Raw genomic sequence first — 16,489 nt, 5'->3', positions numbered from 1 at the left:
AGCATGCCTTCGATAGAACTGCACGTCGCACACCGCGATGAACTGGAAACGATCGAAAACCTGATGCAGTTCTACATGCACGACTTCAGCGAGTGGCTGCCACTGAAACTCGACGAGAACGGGTTCTACAATATCCAGCCAAAACTGGATTACTGGCGCAACCCCGCGACCCGCCCGTTTCTGATCAAGGTGGAGGGTGAGCTCGCGGGATTCGTGACCGTGGACGGCGACGTTCATATCGAGGGTGCCGAGCACAACATCGGCTACTTGTTTATCAGTCGGCGCTTTCGTGGCCAAGGTGTCGCGAAGTTTGTCGTTTCCACCCTCTTGAGCCGGTTCCCCGGTCAATGGCAGATTTTCCACATCGACGCGAACCCGCCTGCACGGCGGTTCTGGGCCAGGGTGATGCCCCAGCTCGCGGGTGATGAATTCACCCTGCATCAGCGACCGGTAGATGGTTATCCCTGCACCTTTTACCGCTTCCAAAGCCCGCAGCCATCGTCCTGACTGGCACGTTGTGGCTCCTCTTTTTAATTCCAAAGCGCTTTGTCCGACAATATGTAGTGACTGAAAATAATCACTACATAACGGTTGACGCCTCCGATTTGCCCTTGCATGATGCAGACATCTCCCCGATCGGGAGTACAGCAACATGTTTGAGCAAGCTCGTCTGACCGCCGAGCTGTTTTCCCGGATACACGCTGCCCACAAGGCAGATTGAAGAAGCTGACCTGGCCCGAACGTCCAGTACAAGGACGAGAAGCGCTGGCGATCAATCCTCATGAAGCTTGTGGCCGACCCTCAAAAGTCGGCGGTGGCCTCCAGGTTTTCGCTGCTTCTCTTCGTTGTGACGCTATTGCGTAGCAGTTATTCAACACGACTACATGCAACAGACGCGAGACCCCGTTGAATTGACGGCCGACCGCTGACGTCCTGGTTTCGGTGCCAGGGATCAACTAACCGATGGGCTACCTGTATTAGCGAATCAACTTTGAAAGATCACCAAATGGTCAAGGGGCATATTATGAATCTGAACAATCAACCTACTATCGATGAACTGGCTGGTATCTTCGCTGCGCAAAAAGACAGCCATGACAGCCACATTCTGTGGATCAGCAAGTCGGGTCAGGTGCATATGGACTGCCTGTCGCCGCACGCCCACGAAACCGAGTTCGACCAGAACAACCAGAACCTGCTTGCCCGACTGAAGATGTACCGTCGCGGCCAGGGCTACGTCGGCAAGAAAGCCGCGGCCGACAAGGACTTCATTGGTCATGTTCTGCAAACGCTGAAACAGGCGTGGGCCTCGATGCAGAACCAGAATGAAGTTCGGGTGATTGACCGGTTCTACTGATACCCCCGCGGCTAATCAATAAAAAAAAGGCCCCGCTCGTAGTATCGAGCGGGGCCTTTTTTTGTTTGTCTCGTGCCCAGCAAATACAGCTATTGTTAAGCGTATTCGCTGCTGTGCCCATGGAGACTTGCGATGAACAATACCCTGACATTCCTGCTGTTACTGGCCACCGCAAATATTGCTCAAGCAAACAGTGTCGAAGGCGTTCCTTCATTCGATGTGGAATGCCCCGGGAAAATCATCATTCACGCGGATCAGGACGGTCCGGTGTTGATCAACAACAAAGAAGCCGACACCAAAGCCATCAGCGAACGCCGCTTCGAAGCCAAGGGATCAGGCGTGACGATTTCAATCGTTCTCGCCGATGACGACTCAGTGACCGTGAGTTCCACGGGCAAGGCCCCCTATGGCGTCTGCCAATCACTGGACGACTGACTCCGTCGCCCCCGTGCCCAACACCAGATTCATGAACGCCACAGACGCCGCGCTGTGATAGTTGTTCTTGCGCCGAAGCAGCGCCGCCCCGCGCGTAGGCGCTTCCCCCAGCAATGGAATTTTGCGCAGTGCCCGGTCCTGGGTGGCGATGGGCTCCGGAAGGATCGTGGCGATGGCCGTATGCCGAATCACCTCCAGCAACGTGCTCACCGAGTTCACCTCGATCACCACCTTCGGCGTGATCTGCTCCTGAGCAAAATACTCATTGATGCGCGTGCGGGTGACGAAGTCCGCGGCCAGCAGCGCAAAATCCAGTTGCGCCACCTCTTCAGCGGACAGCGCGACCTTGCGTTCATATAGCGGGTGATCCCGCCCCACCATCACCCCCAGGGTTTCGGTAAACGCCGGGATCGACTCAATGTCGGCATTTCTGACCTGGGTAAACGCGATGGCGATGTCCAGCGAGTCATCCGCCAGCCCCGCCTCGATGTCATCCATCGACAACTCGAAAATTTGCAGGTGGATGTTGGGAAACCGCGCCACGTAGTCGCGCACCAACGGCCCTACCAGATACGCCATGAACGTCGGTGTCATGGCCAGGCGCAAGGAGCCGCGCGACAAGTCCTTCACGTCATGCAGCGCCCGCTTGCCGGCTTCCAGTTCCACCAATACTCGACGTGCGCACTCGATGTAGGCCTCGCCCGCATCGGTCGGTTTGACCGTGCGCGAAGTGCGGTCGAACAGGCTCACGCCCAGGGTTTCTTCCAACTGGCGGATTTGCTGGGACAGGGTCGGTTGTGAAACGTGCAGCGCCTCGGCGGCGCGGGTGAAGCCGCCGTGGTCGGCAACCGCCAGCAGATAACGCAGATGTCGCAGCAGCATGGGGCACACCATCTATAGGCAGGACTTATGCTCAGCATTGTATATCGGTCTTGGACGCTATGGATCAATCGGCAGAAGATTGCTTCACACCCAAGCAACACAACCCCGACAGGAGAAAAACCATGCAACAGTCCCACGCTTACAACGACCCAAGTCTGGCCCTGACCACGTCGATTCTCGATGCCAAGGCCCGCAAAAATCTTTCCTGGCAGGACCTGACTGACGGCACCGGCCTGGGCCTGGCCTACGTCACCGCCGCCCTGCTCGGCCAGCATCCGCTGCCGGAATCCGCCGCCAAAGTGATTGGCGAAAAACTGGACCTGGACGCCGACGCCGTGGCCCGCCTGCAAATCATCCCGCTGCGCGGCAGCCTCTCGGGTGTACCAACCGATCCGACCATCTACCGTTTCTACGAGATGATCCAAATCTACGGCACCACCTTGAAAGCCCTGGTTCATGAGCAGTTTGGTGACGGCATCATCAGCGCGATCAACTTCAAGCTCGACATGAAGAAAGTCGAGGATCCAGAAGGCGGCCACCGCGCTGTGATCACCCTTGATGGCAAGTTCCTGCCACTGCGTCCTTTCTAACCGATCTGAACACGCGCAATTCCCTGTAGCAGCTGTTGAGCAACGCGAGGCAGCGTCCGAGCCGGGGTCGCGCTCGACCGAAGTCTTCGCAGCCCCATGCGACTGCTCCGCAGTCGGACGCAGCCTCGCGTTGCTCGACAGCTGCTACAGGGCAACCATCCGATTCAAGAGGACATCACCATGAAAGCGCTCATCGAAGGTTTTTTGAAGTTCCAGAAAGAAGCGTTCCCGCAACGCACCGATCTGTTCAAACACCTGGCCACCACCCAACATCCCGGCACGTTGTTCATCACCTGCTCTGACAGTCGCGTAGTGCCTGAACTACTGACCCAGCAAGAGCCCGGTGAATTGTTTGTGATCCGCAACGCCGGCAATATCGTGCCCTCCTACAGTCCCCACCCGGGCGGCGTCTCGGCCACGGTCGAATACGCGGTCGCGGTACTGGGCGTCACGGACATTGTGATCTGCGGCCACTCGGATTGCGGCGCCATGACCGCCGTCGCCAAGTGCAAATGCATGGATCACCTGCCGGCCGTCAGCGGCTGGTTGCAACACGCCGAATCGGCCAAGGTCATCAACGAGTCCCGCCCTCACGCCGATGACGCGGCGAAGGTGAGTTCGATGGTCCGCGAGAACGTCATCGCGCAACTGGCCAATATCCAGACGCACCCGAGCGTGCGCCTGGCCCAGGAAAAAGGTCAGCTGAACCTGCATGGCTGGGTCTACGACATTGAGACCGGTTCGGTCGACGCCCTGGAGGCCGGCAGCCGCGCGTTCGTGTCGCTCGCCGAACACCCGACCACCTGCGCCGTTTACGGCAAAGCCGTTGAAGCCGCTTGATGGGTGACAGCACTAGATCTCCAACACCAAGGGCTCATCACCCTTGGCCGGCACCGCGCAGCAGATCAATACTTCCCCTGGCGCCGGCAGCTCGGCGGGCATGTTCAGATAATGCACTTGTCCGCTGAGCAACCGGGTCCGGCACGTCCCGCACGAGCCGCCACGGCAACTGAAGTCCGGATTCAAGCCACGGCTTTCAGCCAGTTCCAGCAAACTCCCGCCACCCGGCTCCCAGCGTGCCTCCTTGGCCGACGCTGAAAACACCACTTTCACCGAACTGTCCGCTGCCGGTACTTGTGCCGGCGCAGGGCTCAGTTGGTCGCGCAGACGCACCAGCGTGGAAGGACCGAATGTCTCCGCATGAATGCGCTCATCTCCGATGCGCAGGGCCCGCAAGCTGTCGTAAATCCCTTGAGTAAAAGCACCGGGCCCGCACAGGTAGAAATCGTAATCGTCCAGCGGCAGCAACGCCTTGAGCAACTCGATGTCGACTCGCCCCGCCACCTCGAAATCCTCACCTTCCCGGGCATGGTCCTCGGGTTGGCTGAGCAGACGCAGCGCCCGTACCGAGTCCTTGGCACGGGTGGCCAGTTCGTATAACTCCTCGCGAAACCCAAGCTCAGCAAGGCTGCGGGCACTTTGAATAAACCAGGTCGGTCGAGTGCGGCGGATGCGTTCGCCTTCGTAGATCACCTCGCGCAGCATCGACAACAAGGGCGTCACGCCGACACCCGCGGCCAGCAGCACCAGCGGCCGACGCTCATCCGCTTTCACCGTGAACCGACCCTGTGGCGCGCGGGCTTCGATCAGATCGCCCTCGCGGACACGCTCGTGCAGATGCGATGAAATCAGCCCGTCACGCTTGACGCTGATGCGGAAAAAACTGTCCGACGGCGCGCTCGACAGGCTGTAAGTGCGCACCAACGGCGCCTGCCCCTCGGCCAGGCAAAAACGCACGGGCAAATGCTGCCCGGCCTCGAAGCGCGGCAAGCCGGCGTCGTCGGTTGGCTCCAGGTAAAACGAACGGATGCTGGTGCTTTCTTCAACGATACGGGCCACACGCAGCAATCGCCATTGATCGCGCAGGGCATCGGCCTGCAATCGACCCTCAGCCTGCTGCCAACTGCCGGTCATCAGGCTGTTGGGGGAGAATCCTTCAAATTGCCAGCGCAGCGACAGCACGCCGGCGCGACGCACGACATGCTCCACCGTCATTCGCCAAAGCCGTTCGGCGCCCTGGAACGCCGCTATTTCAGGACCCTCCAGGATAATCTCGGTGCGCCCCGCGACTTGCAGCACATCACCCGACTCGAAGTCGACAAACAGCAGCCCGACCCGTGGATTGAGCAGCAGATTGCCCAAGGTATTGAAGTGCAGATTGCCGGCGAAATCCGGGATCGTCAGCACGTTGCCCTCGACTCGCACGAAGCCTGCGTTGCCGCCTCGATGCGAGACATCCACCGAGCGCTTTTTCGGGTCGCCATCGAGGTCTACGTAGCTGGTAAGGAAAAAGGTATCGGCGTTGCCAATGGTCGTCCGGGCGGCATCGTCCAGTTCATCGAAACGCTCGACGGCCACAGCAGATGAAGGGCGGCCCAACGTGCCAGGGTCGACGGCACGTAGCTGAATGTATTGTGGGCAATTGCCAAAGGCGTGCTCGACGGCAACCGCAAAACCGCCTTGGGTGGCGGTGCTGATGCGGCCATTCATTCGGTTGCGGCGGCGGGTTTTCAGATCGATACCGAGCAGCCCCACCGAGGCGCCCGCCGTGAGCGCGGGCCTGACGGGATCGCCCTCGGCGGGCAGGCGTTCGAGTTGCAACTGGTGGGGATCCGGCGAATGCGCAAATCCGGGCGGCCCTTCAATCAGGGTCGCCCACGGCACGCCTTGCTCATCAACGGCGCCCACCAACAGATACGGCAGTTGCGCGTAGAACAGTTGATGCTGCTCGGGCAGATAATCGCGCACCACCTTGCGCCCGAAGACTTCCATGCGCTCGGCCACACCGACGCTTTCCTGTAGCTGCCGCTCGCCCGCATGCCAAGGTGACGCGCCCTGCTCTTGCGACTGATTCATGACGACCTCTACGCCTTGGTAAACAGGTGTCTTTCGCCCGCAAGCCTGCGCTGGCTTTTGTGGCTCAGGCGTTGAAGCGTAGTTCGCCGTGTCGGACTATGGCGGTTCGTCGGATGTACGGAGCAGATGAAGGGTGTGCCGGATCAAGGTACTTGCGGCGTTTCATACCACTGGCGAGACGGGGTCGGAAAACGCATTTTCTGGCGGATATTGGCTGCGTTCGACGCGCTGGTCAGGTGTTCCAGCAGCACGAAGGCGACTTCCGTAGCAGTGCCGGGGCCACTTGAGGTGATGATGCGGCCATCAACCACCACGGGCCAGTCGACAAAACGGGCACCGGATTCAACCAGCTGGTTTTTGCGCTTGCCACCCACCTGGTGATAGGTCGTCGCGTCTTTGCCTTTCAGCACCCCGGCAACGCCCAGGCACACCGACGACACGCAGACACTGGCGACGATTTTATCGGCCGCGACAAAGTGCCGGATGACCTCCAGAAATGGCTCGCTCAAGGCCTCTTCATAAAAGCCCGATGGTTCAAATCCGCCGGGCAAGGCCAAGGCATCGAAGCTGCCCAGGTCAACTTCGCTCAACAAATGAGCCGGATTGAGGGACAGCCCGAAGGTCGTCATGATCTGCGGCCGAAGGCCGGCATTGATCAATTCCACGGGTTGGTCGCCAAGCAGATTGGCCCAACCGAGCACATCGGTGAAAGCCGCCATTTCCAGCGGCTCGACACCGTTGGCCAACAACATGAGGACGCGTTTCATCGGGTAAACCTCTCAGGGATCGGCAGATAGTCCGCCTTTGCTTCACATGAGAGAACACCCAAAAAACGCAATCCATTGTTGCTTGAGCTGAAATGCCCGCGTCGAGGCGCTCCCGGTGGACGGGAGCGCCATACTCACAAGGTCGCCCTGATCAATGGTCGTCCTGGTCAGACGATGATGGCCGACGTTCGGAGGTTTCTTCGGCGTTGGGAGGAACTGGATTACTGCCAGGCGTGAACACGTGGGTCAGCAATTCCCGGGCATCGATTTCGACGACACCCGGCACCGAGCGGGCCAGCGCAACCGCCTGCTCGCACTGCTTATGGGTGTTGACTCGCCCGCTCAATGCCACCGTACCCGCCAGGGTTTTGACATGGATTTGCAGGCCGAGGGTGGTGTCGGCCAATGCCAGGGCCGACTTCACCCTGGCGGTAATCCACGTGTCGTGCGCGACCATTTCCAGATCGTGGGAGTAATGCTGAAAAGAATGAAGTTTCATGGCGCAGCCCTCACTCAAAACACAGACGCAAACACACCTTAATTATAGTGCGCTCGCTGCCTGTGTCCGGAATGCTCAGCGTTTGACCGACAGGTCCGTCTGGGTCATGCGACTGCGAACGGTAAACACCCCGTCTCCCGACAGAATGGCGCTGCGGGCAAACAGCCGACCGCTCTCCCAGTTCGAAAGCCCCAGTTCCGGCTTGTTCAGCGCGTACTGTCCATCGACCCAGCGGGTAATCCCGTTACCCACAAACGGTGCGTTGACCGCGTTGTAGAAACGTTCGTGCGCCGCCCCGTCTTCACTGATCAGCGACACGGTGAACTGCGGGCTGTAGCGATTGAACAAGGCGATGGCGCTGTCCAGGTCATCGACGATTTTGAGGCTGACTTCCGGGGTTTCTTCCCATTCCCACTCGCGGCCCAACTGATCCTCGGGCAACGGTTCGGCCAGCGCCTCGGTCTGGTAGCCTTCAGCGCGATAAACCTCAACGCTGCCGGTTTGCCATTCACTCGGCAACCACGGCTCGCTGCCCTCGACGATGTGCAATTTGCAGCCTTGGCCCCGAGCGGTGCCGGCCTGTTGCAGTGCGTCGAGAAACAGCGGCACCAGTTCAGCGGCGCGGTCGCGCTGGATCAGGCAGACGTTCAGGGTGTTGCAGACTTTGCGGTCCAGCGAATTGCGCACCACGGCGGCGAAGCGCTTGGCGTCGGCATCCTTGTCGGCGATCAGCCAGGCGCCACCGGTGCCGTGCAGGCTGACGGCGGTGCCAGCCTGTTGGGCGATGCTGCCCAGTTGGCTGACCGCACGGCCCGAACCACGGGCCACGGCCAGGGACAAACGGCGGTCGGCGAACATCGCCCAGCCGGCGGCGTGATTGACGCTTTCCACCAAAGACACGGCGCCGGTCGGCAATCCGGCGTCGTTAAGCGCCGGGTTCAGTGCGTGAGTGACGATGGCCTGAGCGGTGCCCAACGCATCGCTGCCGATGCGCAGCACGGCGGTGTTCCCGGTGCGCAATACACCGGCGGCGTCGGCGAACACATTCGGCCGGCCTTCGAACACGAACGCGACGATGCCCAGTGGTGACACCACTTGCTCGACTTTCCAGCCGTCGTGTTCGACGCAACTGATGACCTTGCCGCGAGTCGCCGCCGCATCACGCCAGGCTCGCAGGCCGGCGATCATGTCGCGGCGCATGCGTTCATCGGCCAACAGTCGTGTGGTCGAACGCCCGCGGGCCTTGGCGCGCTCAATGTCAGCCAGGTTGGCGGCTTCAATCAAGGCCCAGCACTCAGCGTTTTCCAAACGCTGGGCAAAGAGATCGAAGAAGGCGCTGATCGCCTGGTCCGAGACGCTGGACAGCGCGGTGAACGCCGCTTCGGCGCGTTCGATGGCGACGGCCGCCGCTTGCTGGTCAGCCACCGGGATCAGCAACAACTCGCCGCTGACCTGCTCCACCAGCAAATGGTCCCCGGGCTGAAAGCGCGCGGCCAGTTCGGGGCTGACGACAGTGACACGATTACCGGCAAAAGGGATCGGCGTGCCAGCGACTAGACGTTCGAGCGCAAGAGACATGAAGCGGTTTCACCATGCAGGGGGCGGCTGGAAAATGTATAGGAAAATCCAGGGAGCGTCATTAACCGCGCGGGGTTGAACGCCTTAGAACACCGACCAGCCAATCCGCTGACTCAACAATTCCAGCGCCGCCATCCCGGCCAGGGAGTTACCGGCGGCATTCAATTCCGGGGACCAGACGCACACCGTGAACTGCCCCGGCACCACCGCGACAATCCCTCCGCCGACGCCGCTCTTGCCCGGCAAACCGACGCGATAGGCAAAATTGCCGGCTTCGTCGTACAGGCCGCTGGTGGCCATGATCGAGTTGACCTGCTGGGTCTGGCGGGCGGTGAGGATCTGTTCGCCGCTGTGTTTGCAGAACCCGTCGTTGGCCAGGAAGCAGAACGCCCGCGCCAGGTCCACGCAATTCATGCGCACCGCACAGTGGCTGAAGTAGCTGCGCAACACGGCTTCGACGTCGTTGTGAAAGTTGCCGAACGACTGCATCAGGTACGCCATGGCCGCGTTACGCGCGCGGTGCTGATATTCGGATTCGGCGACCTTGCCGTCCACCATGACCTGCGGGTTGCCGGACAGCCGACGGACAAAATCGCGCATCGACAACGCGGGCGCGGCAAAGCGTGACTGATTGATGTCGCAGATCACCAGGGCTCCGGCGTTGATGAACGGATTGCGCGGGCGGCCGCGCTCGAATTCCAGTTGCACCAGCGAGTTGAACGGTTGACCGGAAGGCTCGTGACCGAGGCGCTCCCAGATCGCTTCGCCAGAATGATCGATGGCCTGCACCAGGCTGAACACCTTGGAAATGCTCTGCACCGAGAACGGCGTGTCGGCATCGCCCGCGCAATACAACTCGCCGTCGTTGCCATACACGGCAATGCCCAACTGATTGGCCGGCACCGTGCCGAGGGCCGGAATGTAGTCAGCCACCTTGCCCTGACCGATCAGCGGCCGGACGGCGTCAAGGATCTCGTTCAACAGCGCTTGCATGCCGGGTTCCGAAGTCTCGCCCCGTGGGATTGCGGGGACACGGAGGCTAGACGCTGTTGGTTAGTGGCGGATCACAGTTTTGTAGGATCCGCGGAGATCGAGCGGATGCCCCTGTAGGAGCCAGGCTTGCCGGCGAAGGCGATTTCAAGTCTGCCTTCGCCGGCGAGCCTGGCTCCTACAGAGTGGGGTCGATGGAGTATCCGTGCTGTGTATCGGAGTGTGTACAGACCCGCCTGCGACACACCCTGCCCATAAAACCCCGCGCAAAAGACACATCGCAGATACACCCGGTTGATGAAATGTGCCTGTCGATTGGCCAAGCCGATCAAAGCGCTCAACTCACTCAACGCTACGGAGTATCACCATGTTCAAGCTCTCGACTTCTTCCCTGACCCTCGGCCTGATCATCGCAGGCGGCCTGGCCCTGTCCAACGTGGCTTCGGCCTCCGAATCCGAAGCGTTCAGCATGAAACAACTGGCCCACGGCTACAGCCAGGCCCAGGCAGACACCGCGGAAAAACCGGCGGAAGGCAAATGCGGCGAAGGCAAGTGCGGCGCCGGCGAGTAACCCTCTGCGCGGGGCACCTTGCCCCGCCTCTTGTCTGAACGGAGATCAAGCCCATGAACACCTCACTCTCATCGGCCGTGAAAGGCCTGCACCTGAATCTCGACCGTGCCGGTAGCTGGCTCGCGCCTTTGACGCTGCGACTGTTCATTGCCTGGGAATTCTTCGAGTCGGGCCTGGAAAAATGGAACGGCGACAACTGGTTCGCCGACATTCAGGACGCCTTCCCGTTTCCGTTCAACCACGTGTCGGCCACGCTCAACTGGGAACTGTCGATGTGGGCCGAGCTGATCTGCGCCCTGGCCATTCTGGTGGGCCTTGGCACGCGGGTGTCGGCCATTATTCTGATTGTCGTGACCATTGTCGCGACCGCCGCCGTTCACTGGCCGGCCGATTGGTCTACATTGAGTGAGCTTGCTCAGGGCTACTCCATCAGCAACAAAGGTCACGGCAACTTCAAACTGCCGCTGATCTACCTCGCCGCCCTTATGCCGTTGCTGCTCTCGGGTGCCGGCAAGCTCAGCCTGGATGCACTGTTGGCTCGTTTCGCCTGGCGTCGCAATAACCGTTGATCGGCCAGAGTCTTCATCGCGTCCTCCACTTCCATAAGAACGGAGCAATCGCCATGAGCCTCACTCTCTACGGTTTTGACGGCAGTACGTATGTGCGCACAGTGAAGATGCTGCTTGCGGAAAAAGGTGCGGATTTCGACCAGTTGCAGGTCAATGTGATGAAAGGCGAACCGCACCTGCCCGAACACCTGGCACGCCATCCGTTCGGCAAGGTGCCGGTCATCGATCACGACGGTTTCCGCATTATCGAAACCGACGCAATCGTGGCGTACCTTGACGAAGTCCTGCCGGGGCCTTCGCTGACACCTGACAATGCCCACGACCGTGCCCGCACACATATGGTCATGGGAATTTACGACTCCTACGGCTACGGTGCGCTAGGCTCGGTGTTCGGCTATCACTTGTTCCCCGACTTTATCGGCGGGAAGAACGAAGAATCGCGCCGTAAAGGCATCGAGACCTCAAAAATGGTTCTGCGTGAATTGATGAAAATCAAAGGCTCCGACCCATTCGTCGCCGGTCAGGATCCGAGCCTGGGTGACTTTTACCTGGCACCGGCCTGTGCTTACATGGCGATGACGCCGGATGCACCGCAGGTGTTTGCCGTCAACGGCTTTGATGACTGGTGGAAACGGATTCAGGCATTGCCCAGCTTTCAGGCCACACCACCGCAATAAGCTTCCCCCCTCTCACTTGTGTAGACAGGAGCCACCATGAGCGTGACCACCCAATGGATCGAGATCGACAGCCCCGACGGTAAATTCGGCGCTTACCTGGCGATTCCGCATACCCGCAAAGGCCCCGGGATCGTGCTGATCCAGGAGATCTTCGGCGTGAATGAACACATCCGCTCGGTCGCGGAGCAATACGCCGCCGATGGTTACCTGGTGATTGCGCCGGACCTGTTCTGGCGCAACGGCCAGCGCATCGAATTGACCTACGACGAAGCCGGCTGGAAACGCGCCGTCGAATTGATGAACGCCACGGACATCGACAAGGCGCAGGCCGACATCAAACTGGCCATCGACGCGCTCGATGCGCAGCCTGGCCTGGACGGCGGCATCGCTTCCATCGGTTATTGCTTTGGCGGCTTGCTGTCCTACCTCACCGCCGCCAACGGGCTGGTGGAAGTGGCCGTTGCCTACTACGGCGGCGGGATCCAGAACTATCTGGACCGCGCCGATGAAATCGAGGTGCCGCTGCTGATGCACTTCGGTGAACAGGACAGCCACATTTCACTGGAAGCCGTGGAGAAAATCGCCGAGCGTTTCGATAACAACGATAACGTGGAAATTGTCGTGTACCCGGAGGCCGAACATGGCTTCAACTGCTCCCATCGCGACAGCTACAACCAGCGTGCAGCGGCTGAGGCGCATGGCAATACGTTGATCTTTTTGGGTCAGGAACTGTAAAGGTCGACGCTAATGCAAAAGGCACCTTCATCTGCCGATGAAGGTGCCTTTTTTGTTTGCAGCCGGTTTTGCCGCCACAGTTGTGGCAGACGGCCCCTAGGTTGCTGTGACACCGCAGATTCAGCCGTGATAACGACTCACTGACGGTTCATTTGTTTTCCGCCCGGCGACGATAATTTGAGTGCCTGCCTGGACGCCCATGCTTGTCGTTTGATTAGGGGTGTGTTCGTCGTTCGGATTGCTGATCCCCGTAGATGAGAAGGTTGTGTCAACGAGTCCGTACTTGGTTATACGGCCGACGACGCACAGGCGCGCATCTACCTCCCCCGCTGCGACAATCGAGTCGTTTGAATCGATATCTGCCGACCGCCACTGCAGTTTTCTAAACGACATCTTTGTGATGACAGCCTTCGAGCCATTAAATGTCTCGTCATCTGTTCCATTGCTGTGTGTTCTTACTATCCACCCACATTCGCCATTTGAAATCGCACCGACGGCGACGGGTTTATCGTCGGATTGCAGGAGGATTTGATTCAGTCTGATAGGCCCGTCGATTGACTTGAATACAGTGATGCCGTCTTCTTTCCCAAATGAGCGGTCTGGCTGGCCAGTCGATGTATAGCCGGCCAAAAAACCTTGATCCGGAGTGGATCCTGCCAAAATAATCCTGCCATCGGCTTGTGTAACCACACCGACAGTTGAGGTATTTTGATTGTCGTGACGGAAGAAAACATAACCTAGACCGCCCAGGTTTTTGTCCAGGGTTCCCTGCATTGTCAGTTGAATCAGCAAGCCCCAATGTCGGTATGGCCCAGGCGCGCTGTTGTTAACCGAGATGAGGATCTTACCGTTCTTCGTTTCAGTGACCGCCAAGGTATCAGTAGCACTCGTTTGCAGCGTATTCGAGGAAATTGCCTCGTTTGCTTGTGGTGCGGATTCCTCGAATTTGAACTTCCCAAAAACCAGGTTCGGAGATCCATTGGCATGAAATAGTGCCGCAGCCGGGAAATTCGGGGCTAAAGAGGTGTCCCGAACGTGTCCTGTCACCAGGATTTGATCGTTGTCGATGATGGTCAGCCCGCTGGGTGTTGAGAGACTTGAAGCGGCACCGAACCGGTCCTCTGAATAACCCGTTGCAGTGGGCCCGAATGTAGTGTCCAGCTCGCCTGTTTTGTTTAGCCGGAAAAGTTTGAACATGTCCGTGCTGGTACTGATGACTCCGATGATCTTGCCCTGATTAACACCTTCAGCTTTCAAGACAACCATGGCCTTTACTTCCGATCCCTCCAGCGACCGGGTTCCATAGGCACCAAAGGTGAAATCCAGCTTGCCAGGTTCATCCAATGGCTGAGAATCGTTTTGAGAAAGCATGGGGGGACCTCCGTGGTCTGAGTTCCCGTGCAAAGCACAGGTGTGAGTCATTCAGCCTGCGTCAATGCAATCGGTAAACTGTCAGAGTTGACAGTTGGCGTATGGCCATCACTGAAAAAGTCTGCCCCTAAAAACGCAAAAAGCCCCGCCATTCAAATGGCGAGGCTTCTATTTTTCAGCGCTTACTTGATCAACATCCCCAGCGGACTCAGCGGCCCGATCGGCATCAGTTCGAAGGTCAGCAAATCAACCTCTCCCAGCGGCAATGCCTTGAGTAAACGATCAGCCTCCTCGACCGAATCAACGGTCATCAGGAAGATCACCCCCGCTTCGTTGTCGCGCATCCAGAATTGTTCCATCTTGCCGTCCAGGTACAACTGCAAGGTGGCGGGCACTTCAGCGGGCAGGTAAGCCACACGCTGTTCGGCGGTCAGGGGTTTGAGTGTTCCGATGGCCATGACTTTCATGATCACACCTCTTCCGTTTGCGCAGAGACAGCCAGTTTCGGCTGATCGTTGCGTTCGTGGACATGGCGATGAGGCGTGCGGTCGATGTTGAGGCTCAGTATTTCCGGACGGCTGTAGTGTCCGCGGCCGTCCATCTGACGCTTGCGGATTTCGATCTGGAACAGGTCGATGTCAGCGATGACTTCGCCCTCGCCTTCGGTCAGTGCGCCGACGACTTCACCTTGAGGATCGATGATCGCGGTGTAGCAACCGCCGGAGATCGGGCCGATCTCGCAACCGGTGTCGGCCATGATTTGCGCCTGCTGTTCCGGGTACAACCACGCCATCGAGTTCACCGCGAAACAAGCCGATTCCAGGGCATGCATGCGGATGCTGACTTCCATCTGGCGGGTGAACAGCGGGCCTGCGAACAGCATGGGCGTTCCATCGAACGCCCTAAAACACAGGACCTTCTACTTCGCCGCCCCATCACGCGGCTTGTAAAACCGAAACATCCCGGTTTCAGCCGTTTTGATGTACTCCTTGGCCCAGTCCGGTTTCACCGTGCGGTCATGGAAATACATCGCGCCACGGGTGAGATCCGGCAGCTGTTTGTTCAGCGCCTTGCGCGCGATTTCCTTGGCCAGGGCATATTGGGTTTCTTCCTGGACCGTGTCCGGGCGGCCGTCGCACCACCACGAAAACTGGCAGCTCCTGGTTTCGGAACCTTGCTTGACCACCGCGCACACCGTGTCCGGAAAACCTTCGTGGCCCAGACGGTTCATCACCACGTTGGCGACCGCTTGCATGTCGGTGGTGTCCTTGCCTTTGGCCTCCCAGTAGATGGAGCGGGCCATGCAGGTGATGGCGTCGTCCAACGGGGACTTACCAGCCGGATCGACGGCCTGGACTTCGGATTGGGTGATCGCCTCGGATTTGGGAACGGGCACGTCGCTGCCCTTCTCTGCGGCTTTGTGCTCAAGCACTTGGGCCTTGTCTTCGGCTACTTCTTTTTTTTGCTGCTGGTCGTCGGCGATGGCCTGACCGGTAAGAAAGGTCATGGCGAGAATTGCTGCTATCCATTTAACGGACATGGTGGAAACACTCTGGGAGGCGTCGGGATTGAGTGTAGTAGCCAAATCATGTCAGAAGGCTGGCAATAATGTGCAAAAAGCCATTGCCTTGGACGGGGTGAGTTCGCGCATTATGGGTGCGGTCAGTTAAAGGGGATTTCCATGCGCGTTCCGTCATCCGTTTTACGTGTTGCCGCGTTGTCATTGGGTCTGGTGTTCACCGCTACGGCGATGGCTACCGAAGAAACGCAATTGGTCGAATCGATCAACGTTTACCGCAGCCAGTCGCAACGCTGCGCCGGTCAGGCGTCACCAGAATTGCCACCGCTGACGAGCGATTCGCGTCTGGTTTTATCACCCAGCGGGCCCGTCGATTTGCAGCAGGCGATGGCCCGGGCGTCGTACCCGATTGTCAACGTGCAGGCGATCACCTTGTCTGGACCGCGTGATGCGCAGTCCGCCATAACGGCGATCAAGGAGAGTTTCTGCCAGGTGGTGCTGAACCCGCAGTTCATCGACGTCGGTGTCAGCCACGAGGGCCGCGACTGGCGCATTGTGCTCGCGCGACCGCTGCTAACCGCGCGCCTGGGCGACGCCGCAACTGAAGGCCAGAAGCTTCTGGAGATGCTCAACACCGCCCGCGCACAACCTCGTCAGTGCGGTGGTCAACCGTTTGCCGCGACCACTCCGCTGGCTTGGAACGCGACGTTGGCGGCCGCGGCCGAAGCGCATACCCGGTCGATGGCCAATAACAACTTCTTCGACCACAAGGACCGCGACGGCCGCACCCCGGGTGATCGCGCCGAGCTGGCGGGTTACAACTATCAGGACGTCGGCGAGAACATCGCCGCCGGGCAAGACACCCCGCGCAAAGTCGTCGATGGCTGGCTGGACAGCGCCGGGCATTGCGCCAACCTGATGAACCCGAAATTCCGCGAACTGGGTGCGGCCTATGCGGTTGATCCAAAGAGTGACGCCGGGATTTACTGGACAGCCATGTTCGGCACGCCGTAAGGGCGATGGACAGAGCGGTGAT

Annotated in this window: 19 protein-coding genes and 1 pseudogene; 10 read left to right on the top strand and 10 right to left on the bottom strand. The window is 59.2% G+C overall.

Annotated features, from left to right (window positions below; genetic code table 11):
- Window positions 1–3 precede the first annotated feature (3 nt).
- The 3 genes from ACYZTY_RS10580 to ACYZTY_RS10570 all read left to right on the top strand — a co-directional run bounded on the left by ACYZTY_RS10580 (window position 4) and on the right by ACYZTY_RS10570 (window position 1,789).
- Window positions 4–507, top strand: a complete 504-nt coding sequence (locus tag ACYZTY_RS10580; RefSeq protein WP_461958421.1) for a GNAT family N-acetyltransferase — start codon at window positions 4–6, stop codon at window positions 505–507.
- A gap of 517 nt (window positions 508–1,024) precedes the next feature.
- A complete protein-coding gene (locus ACYZTY_RS10575) occupies window positions 1,025–1,354 on the top strand; it encodes a hypothetical protein (RefSeq protein WP_461958420.1) in 330 nt (109 codons plus the stop codon).
- A gap of 132 nt (window positions 1,355–1,486) precedes the next feature.
- The gene (locus tag ACYZTY_RS10570) at window positions 1,487–1,789 is read left to right on the top strand and encodes a hypothetical protein (RefSeq protein WP_461958419.1); all 303 of its coding nucleotides are present in this window, start codon (window positions 1,487–1,489) and stop codon (window positions 1,787–1,789) included.
- On the opposite strand, the gene cynR is transcribed toward ACYZTY_RS10570, so the two are convergent.
- On the bottom strand, window positions 1,775–2,671 hold the full coding sequence (gene cynR / locus ACYZTY_RS10565) for a transcriptional regulator CynR (RefSeq protein WP_461958418.1): 897 nt from the start codon (window positions 2,669–2,671) through the stop codon (window positions 1,775–1,777). The genes ACYZTY_RS10570 and cynR overlap by 15 nt on opposite strands.
- A 122-nt stretch (window positions 2,672–2,793) precedes the next feature.
- On the opposite strand from cynR, the gene cynS reads away from it, so the two are divergent.
- Together cynS and ACYZTY_RS10555 are read left to right on the top strand one after the other, a co-directional pair.
- The gene (cynS, locus tag ACYZTY_RS10560) at window positions 2,794–3,261 is read left to right on the top strand and encodes a cyanase (protein ID WP_461958417.1); all 468 of its coding nucleotides are present in this window, start codon (window positions 2,794–2,796) and stop codon (window positions 3,259–3,261) included.
- Window positions 3,262–3,441: 180 nt separating this feature from the next.
- A complete protein-coding gene (locus ACYZTY_RS10555) occupies window positions 3,442–4,101 on the top strand; it encodes a carbonic anhydrase (protein WP_461958416.1) in 660 nt (219 codons plus the stop codon).
- A gap of 12 nt (window positions 4,102–4,113) precedes the next feature.
- On the opposite strand, the gene ACYZTY_RS10550 is transcribed toward ACYZTY_RS10555, so the two are convergent.
- From ACYZTY_RS10550 to glsB, 5 genes are all read right to left on the bottom strand, one after another.
- Window positions 4,114–6,177: a 2Fe-2S iron-sulfur cluster-binding protein gene (locus ACYZTY_RS10550; protein ID WP_461958415.1), complete on the bottom strand. Its 2,064-nt coding sequence runs from the start codon at window positions 6,175–6,177 to the stop codon at window positions 4,114–4,116.
- Between the two features lie 143 nt (window positions 6,178–6,320).
- Window positions 6,321–6,944, bottom strand: a complete 624-nt coding sequence (locus tag ACYZTY_RS10545; RefSeq protein WP_461958414.1) for a DJ-1/PfpI family protein — start codon at window positions 6,942–6,944, stop codon at window positions 6,321–6,323.
- A gap of 151 nt (window positions 6,945–7,095) precedes the next feature.
- The gene (locus ACYZTY_RS10540; RefSeq protein WP_461958413.1) at window positions 7,096–7,443 is read right to left on the bottom strand and encodes a BON domain-containing protein; all 348 of its coding nucleotides are present in this window, start codon (window positions 7,441–7,443) and stop codon (window positions 7,096–7,098) included.
- Window positions 7,444–7,518: 75 nt separating this feature from the next.
- On the bottom strand, window positions 7,519–9,021 hold the full coding sequence (locus ACYZTY_RS10535) for an aldehyde dehydrogenase family protein (protein ID WP_461958412.1): 1,503 nt from the start codon (window positions 9,019–9,021) through the stop codon (window positions 7,519–7,521).
- Between the two features lie 84 nt (window positions 9,022–9,105).
- Window positions 9,106–10,014 carry a glutaminase B gene (glsB, locus tag ACYZTY_RS10530; RefSeq protein WP_010459549.1) on the bottom strand — a complete coding sequence of 303 codons (909 nt, stop codon included), beginning with the start codon at window positions 10,012–10,014 and terminating at the stop codon, window positions 9,106–9,108.
- A gap of 364 nt (window positions 10,015–10,378) precedes the next feature.
- Here glsB and ACYZTY_RS10525 point away from each other — a divergent pair, with 364 nt between their 5' ends.
- The 4 genes from ACYZTY_RS10525 to ACYZTY_RS10510 are packed head-to-tail and all read left to right on the top strand — an operon-like array spanning window position 10,379 to window position 12,563.
- Entirely contained in the window at window positions 10,379–10,582 is a 204-nt protein-coding gene (locus ACYZTY_RS10525) for an HvfA family oxazolone/thioamide-modified RiPP metallophore (RefSeq protein WP_461958411.1), read from the top strand.
- Window positions 10,583–10,635: 53 nt separating this feature from the next.
- Complete coding sequence (locus tag ACYZTY_RS10520; RefSeq protein WP_461958410.1) at window positions 10,636–11,151, top strand: HvfX family Cu-binding RiPP maturation protein; 516 nt, start codon at window positions 10,636–10,638, stop codon at window positions 11,149–11,151.
- Between the two features lie 53 nt (window positions 11,152–11,204).
- Complete coding sequence (locus tag ACYZTY_RS10515; protein WP_403096981.1) at window positions 11,205–11,828, top strand: glutathione S-transferase family protein; 624 nt, start codon at window positions 11,205–11,207, stop codon at window positions 11,826–11,828.
- Window positions 11,829–11,864: 36 nt separating this feature from the next.
- The gene (locus tag ACYZTY_RS10510) at window positions 11,865–12,563 is read left to right on the top strand and encodes a dienelactone hydrolase family protein (RefSeq protein WP_461958409.1); all 699 of its coding nucleotides are present in this window, start codon (window positions 11,865–11,867) and stop codon (window positions 12,561–12,563) included.
- 120 nt (window positions 12,564–12,683) lie between these two features.
- Here the strand turns inward: ACYZTY_RS10510 and ACYZTY_RS10505 are convergent, their stop codons facing one another.
- The 4 genes and pseudogenes from ACYZTY_RS10505 to ACYZTY_RS10490 all read right to left on the bottom strand — a co-directional run bounded on the left by ACYZTY_RS10505 (window position 12,684) and on the right by ACYZTY_RS10490 (window position 15,474).
- A complete protein-coding gene (locus tag ACYZTY_RS10505) occupies window positions 12,684–13,934 on the bottom strand; it encodes an NHL repeat-containing protein (protein WP_461958408.1) in 1,251 nt (416 codons plus the stop codon).
- Window positions 13,935–14,116: 182 nt separating this feature from the next.
- Entirely contained in the window at window positions 14,117–14,401 is a 285-nt protein-coding gene (locus ACYZTY_RS10500) for a hypothetical protein (protein ID WP_461958407.1), read from the bottom strand.
- 2 nt (window positions 14,402–14,403) lie between these two features.
- A pseudogene (locus tag ACYZTY_RS10495) lies at window positions 14,404–14,820 on the bottom strand (nitrilase-related carbon-nitrogen hydrolase); the annotation flags it as partial.
- A 33-nt stretch (window positions 14,821–14,853) separates the two neighbouring features.
- Window positions 14,854–15,474 carry a cell wall hydrolase gene (locus ACYZTY_RS10490; protein ID WP_461958406.1) on the bottom strand — a complete coding sequence of 207 codons (621 nt, stop codon included), beginning with the start codon at window positions 15,472–15,474 and terminating at the stop codon, window positions 14,854–14,856.
- A gap of 141 nt (window positions 15,475–15,615) precedes the next feature.
- Here ACYZTY_RS10490 and ACYZTY_RS10485 point away from each other — a divergent pair, with 141 nt between their 5' ends.
- The gene (locus ACYZTY_RS10485; protein ID WP_461958405.1) at window positions 15,616–16,467 is read left to right on the top strand and encodes a CAP domain-containing protein; all 852 of its coding nucleotides are present in this window, start codon (window positions 15,616–15,618) and stop codon (window positions 16,465–16,467) included.
- The last annotated feature ends 22 nt before the right edge of the window (window positions 16,468–16,489 follow it).

This window comes from Pseudomonas sp. LB1P83 (genome assembly GCF_054897885.1).
The sequence above is the reverse complement of the archived record's forward strand: the minus strand, read 5'-3'. Positions and strand labels throughout refer to the sequence as shown.

Excerpts from the sequence above, each read along its gene's own strand:
- ACYZTY_RS10505 (WP_461958408.1), bottom strand. The coding sequence starts at position 13,934 with ATGCTTTCTCAAAACGATTCTCAGCCATTGGATGAACCTGGCAAGCTG.
- ACYZTY_RS10500 (WP_461958407.1), bottom strand. The coding sequence starts at position 14,401 with ATGAAAGTCATGGCCATCGGAACACTCAAACCCCTGACCGCCGAACAG.
- cynS (WP_461958417.1), top strand. The coding sequence starts at position 2,794 with ATGCAACAGTCCCACGCTTACAACGACCCAAGTCTGGCCCTGACCACG.
- ACYZTY_RS10520 (WP_461958410.1), top strand. The coding sequence starts at position 10,636 with ATGAACACCTCACTCTCATCGGCCGTGAAAGGCCTGCACCTGAATCTC.
- ACYZTY_RS10570 (WP_461958419.1), top strand. The coding sequence starts at position 1,487 with ATGAACAATACCCTGACATTCCTGCTGTTACTGGCCACCGCAAATATT.
- ACYZTY_RS10510 (WP_461958409.1), top strand. The coding sequence starts at position 11,865 with ATGAGCGTGACCACCCAATGGATCGAGATCGACAGCCCCGACGGTAAA.
- ACYZTY_RS10545 (WP_461958414.1), bottom strand. The coding sequence starts at position 6,944 with ATGAAACGCGTCCTCATGTTGTTGGCCAACGGTGTCGAGCCGCTGGAA.
- ACYZTY_RS10490 (WP_461958406.1), bottom strand. The coding sequence starts at position 15,474 with ATGTCCGTTAAATGGATAGCAGCAATTCTCGCCATGACCTTTCTTACC.
- glsB (WP_010459549.1), bottom strand. The coding sequence starts at position 10,014 with ATGCAAGCGCTGTTGAACGAGATCCTTGACGCCGTCCGGCCGCTGATC.
- ACYZTY_RS10580 (WP_461958421.1), top strand. The coding sequence starts at position 4 with ATGCCTTCGATAGAACTGCACGTCGCACACCGCGATGAACTGGAAACG.
- ACYZTY_RS10555 (WP_461958416.1), top strand. The coding sequence starts at position 3,442 with ATGAAAGCGCTCATCGAAGGTTTTTTGAAGTTCCAGAAAGAAGCGTTC.
- ACYZTY_RS10525 (WP_461958411.1), top strand. The coding sequence starts at position 10,379 with ATGTTCAAGCTCTCGACTTCTTCCCTGACCCTCGGCCTGATCATCGCA.
- cynR (WP_461958418.1), bottom strand. The coding sequence starts at position 2,671 with ATGCTGCTGCGACATCTGCGTTATCTGCTGGCGGTTGCCGACCACGGC.
- ACYZTY_RS10540 (WP_461958413.1), bottom strand. The coding sequence starts at position 7,443 with ATGAAACTTCATTCTTTTCAGCATTACTCCCACGATCTGGAAATGGTC.
- ACYZTY_RS10515 (WP_403096981.1), top strand. The coding sequence starts at position 11,205 with ATGAGCCTCACTCTCTACGGTTTTGACGGCAGTACGTATGTGCGCACA.
- ACYZTY_RS10485 (WP_461958405.1), top strand. The coding sequence starts at position 15,616 with ATGCGCGTTCCGTCATCCGTTTTACGTGTTGCCGCGTTGTCATTGGGT.
- ACYZTY_RS10575 (WP_461958420.1), top strand. The coding sequence starts at position 1,025 with ATGAATCTGAACAATCAACCTACTATCGATGAACTGGCTGGTATCTTC.
- ACYZTY_RS10535 (WP_461958412.1), bottom strand. The coding sequence starts at position 9,021 with ATGTCTCTTGCGCTCGAACGTCTAGTCGCTGGCACGCCGATCCCTTTT.
- ACYZTY_RS10550 (WP_461958415.1), bottom strand. The coding sequence starts at position 6,177 with ATGAATCAGTCGCAAGAGCAGGGCGCGTCACCTTGGCATGCGGGCGAG.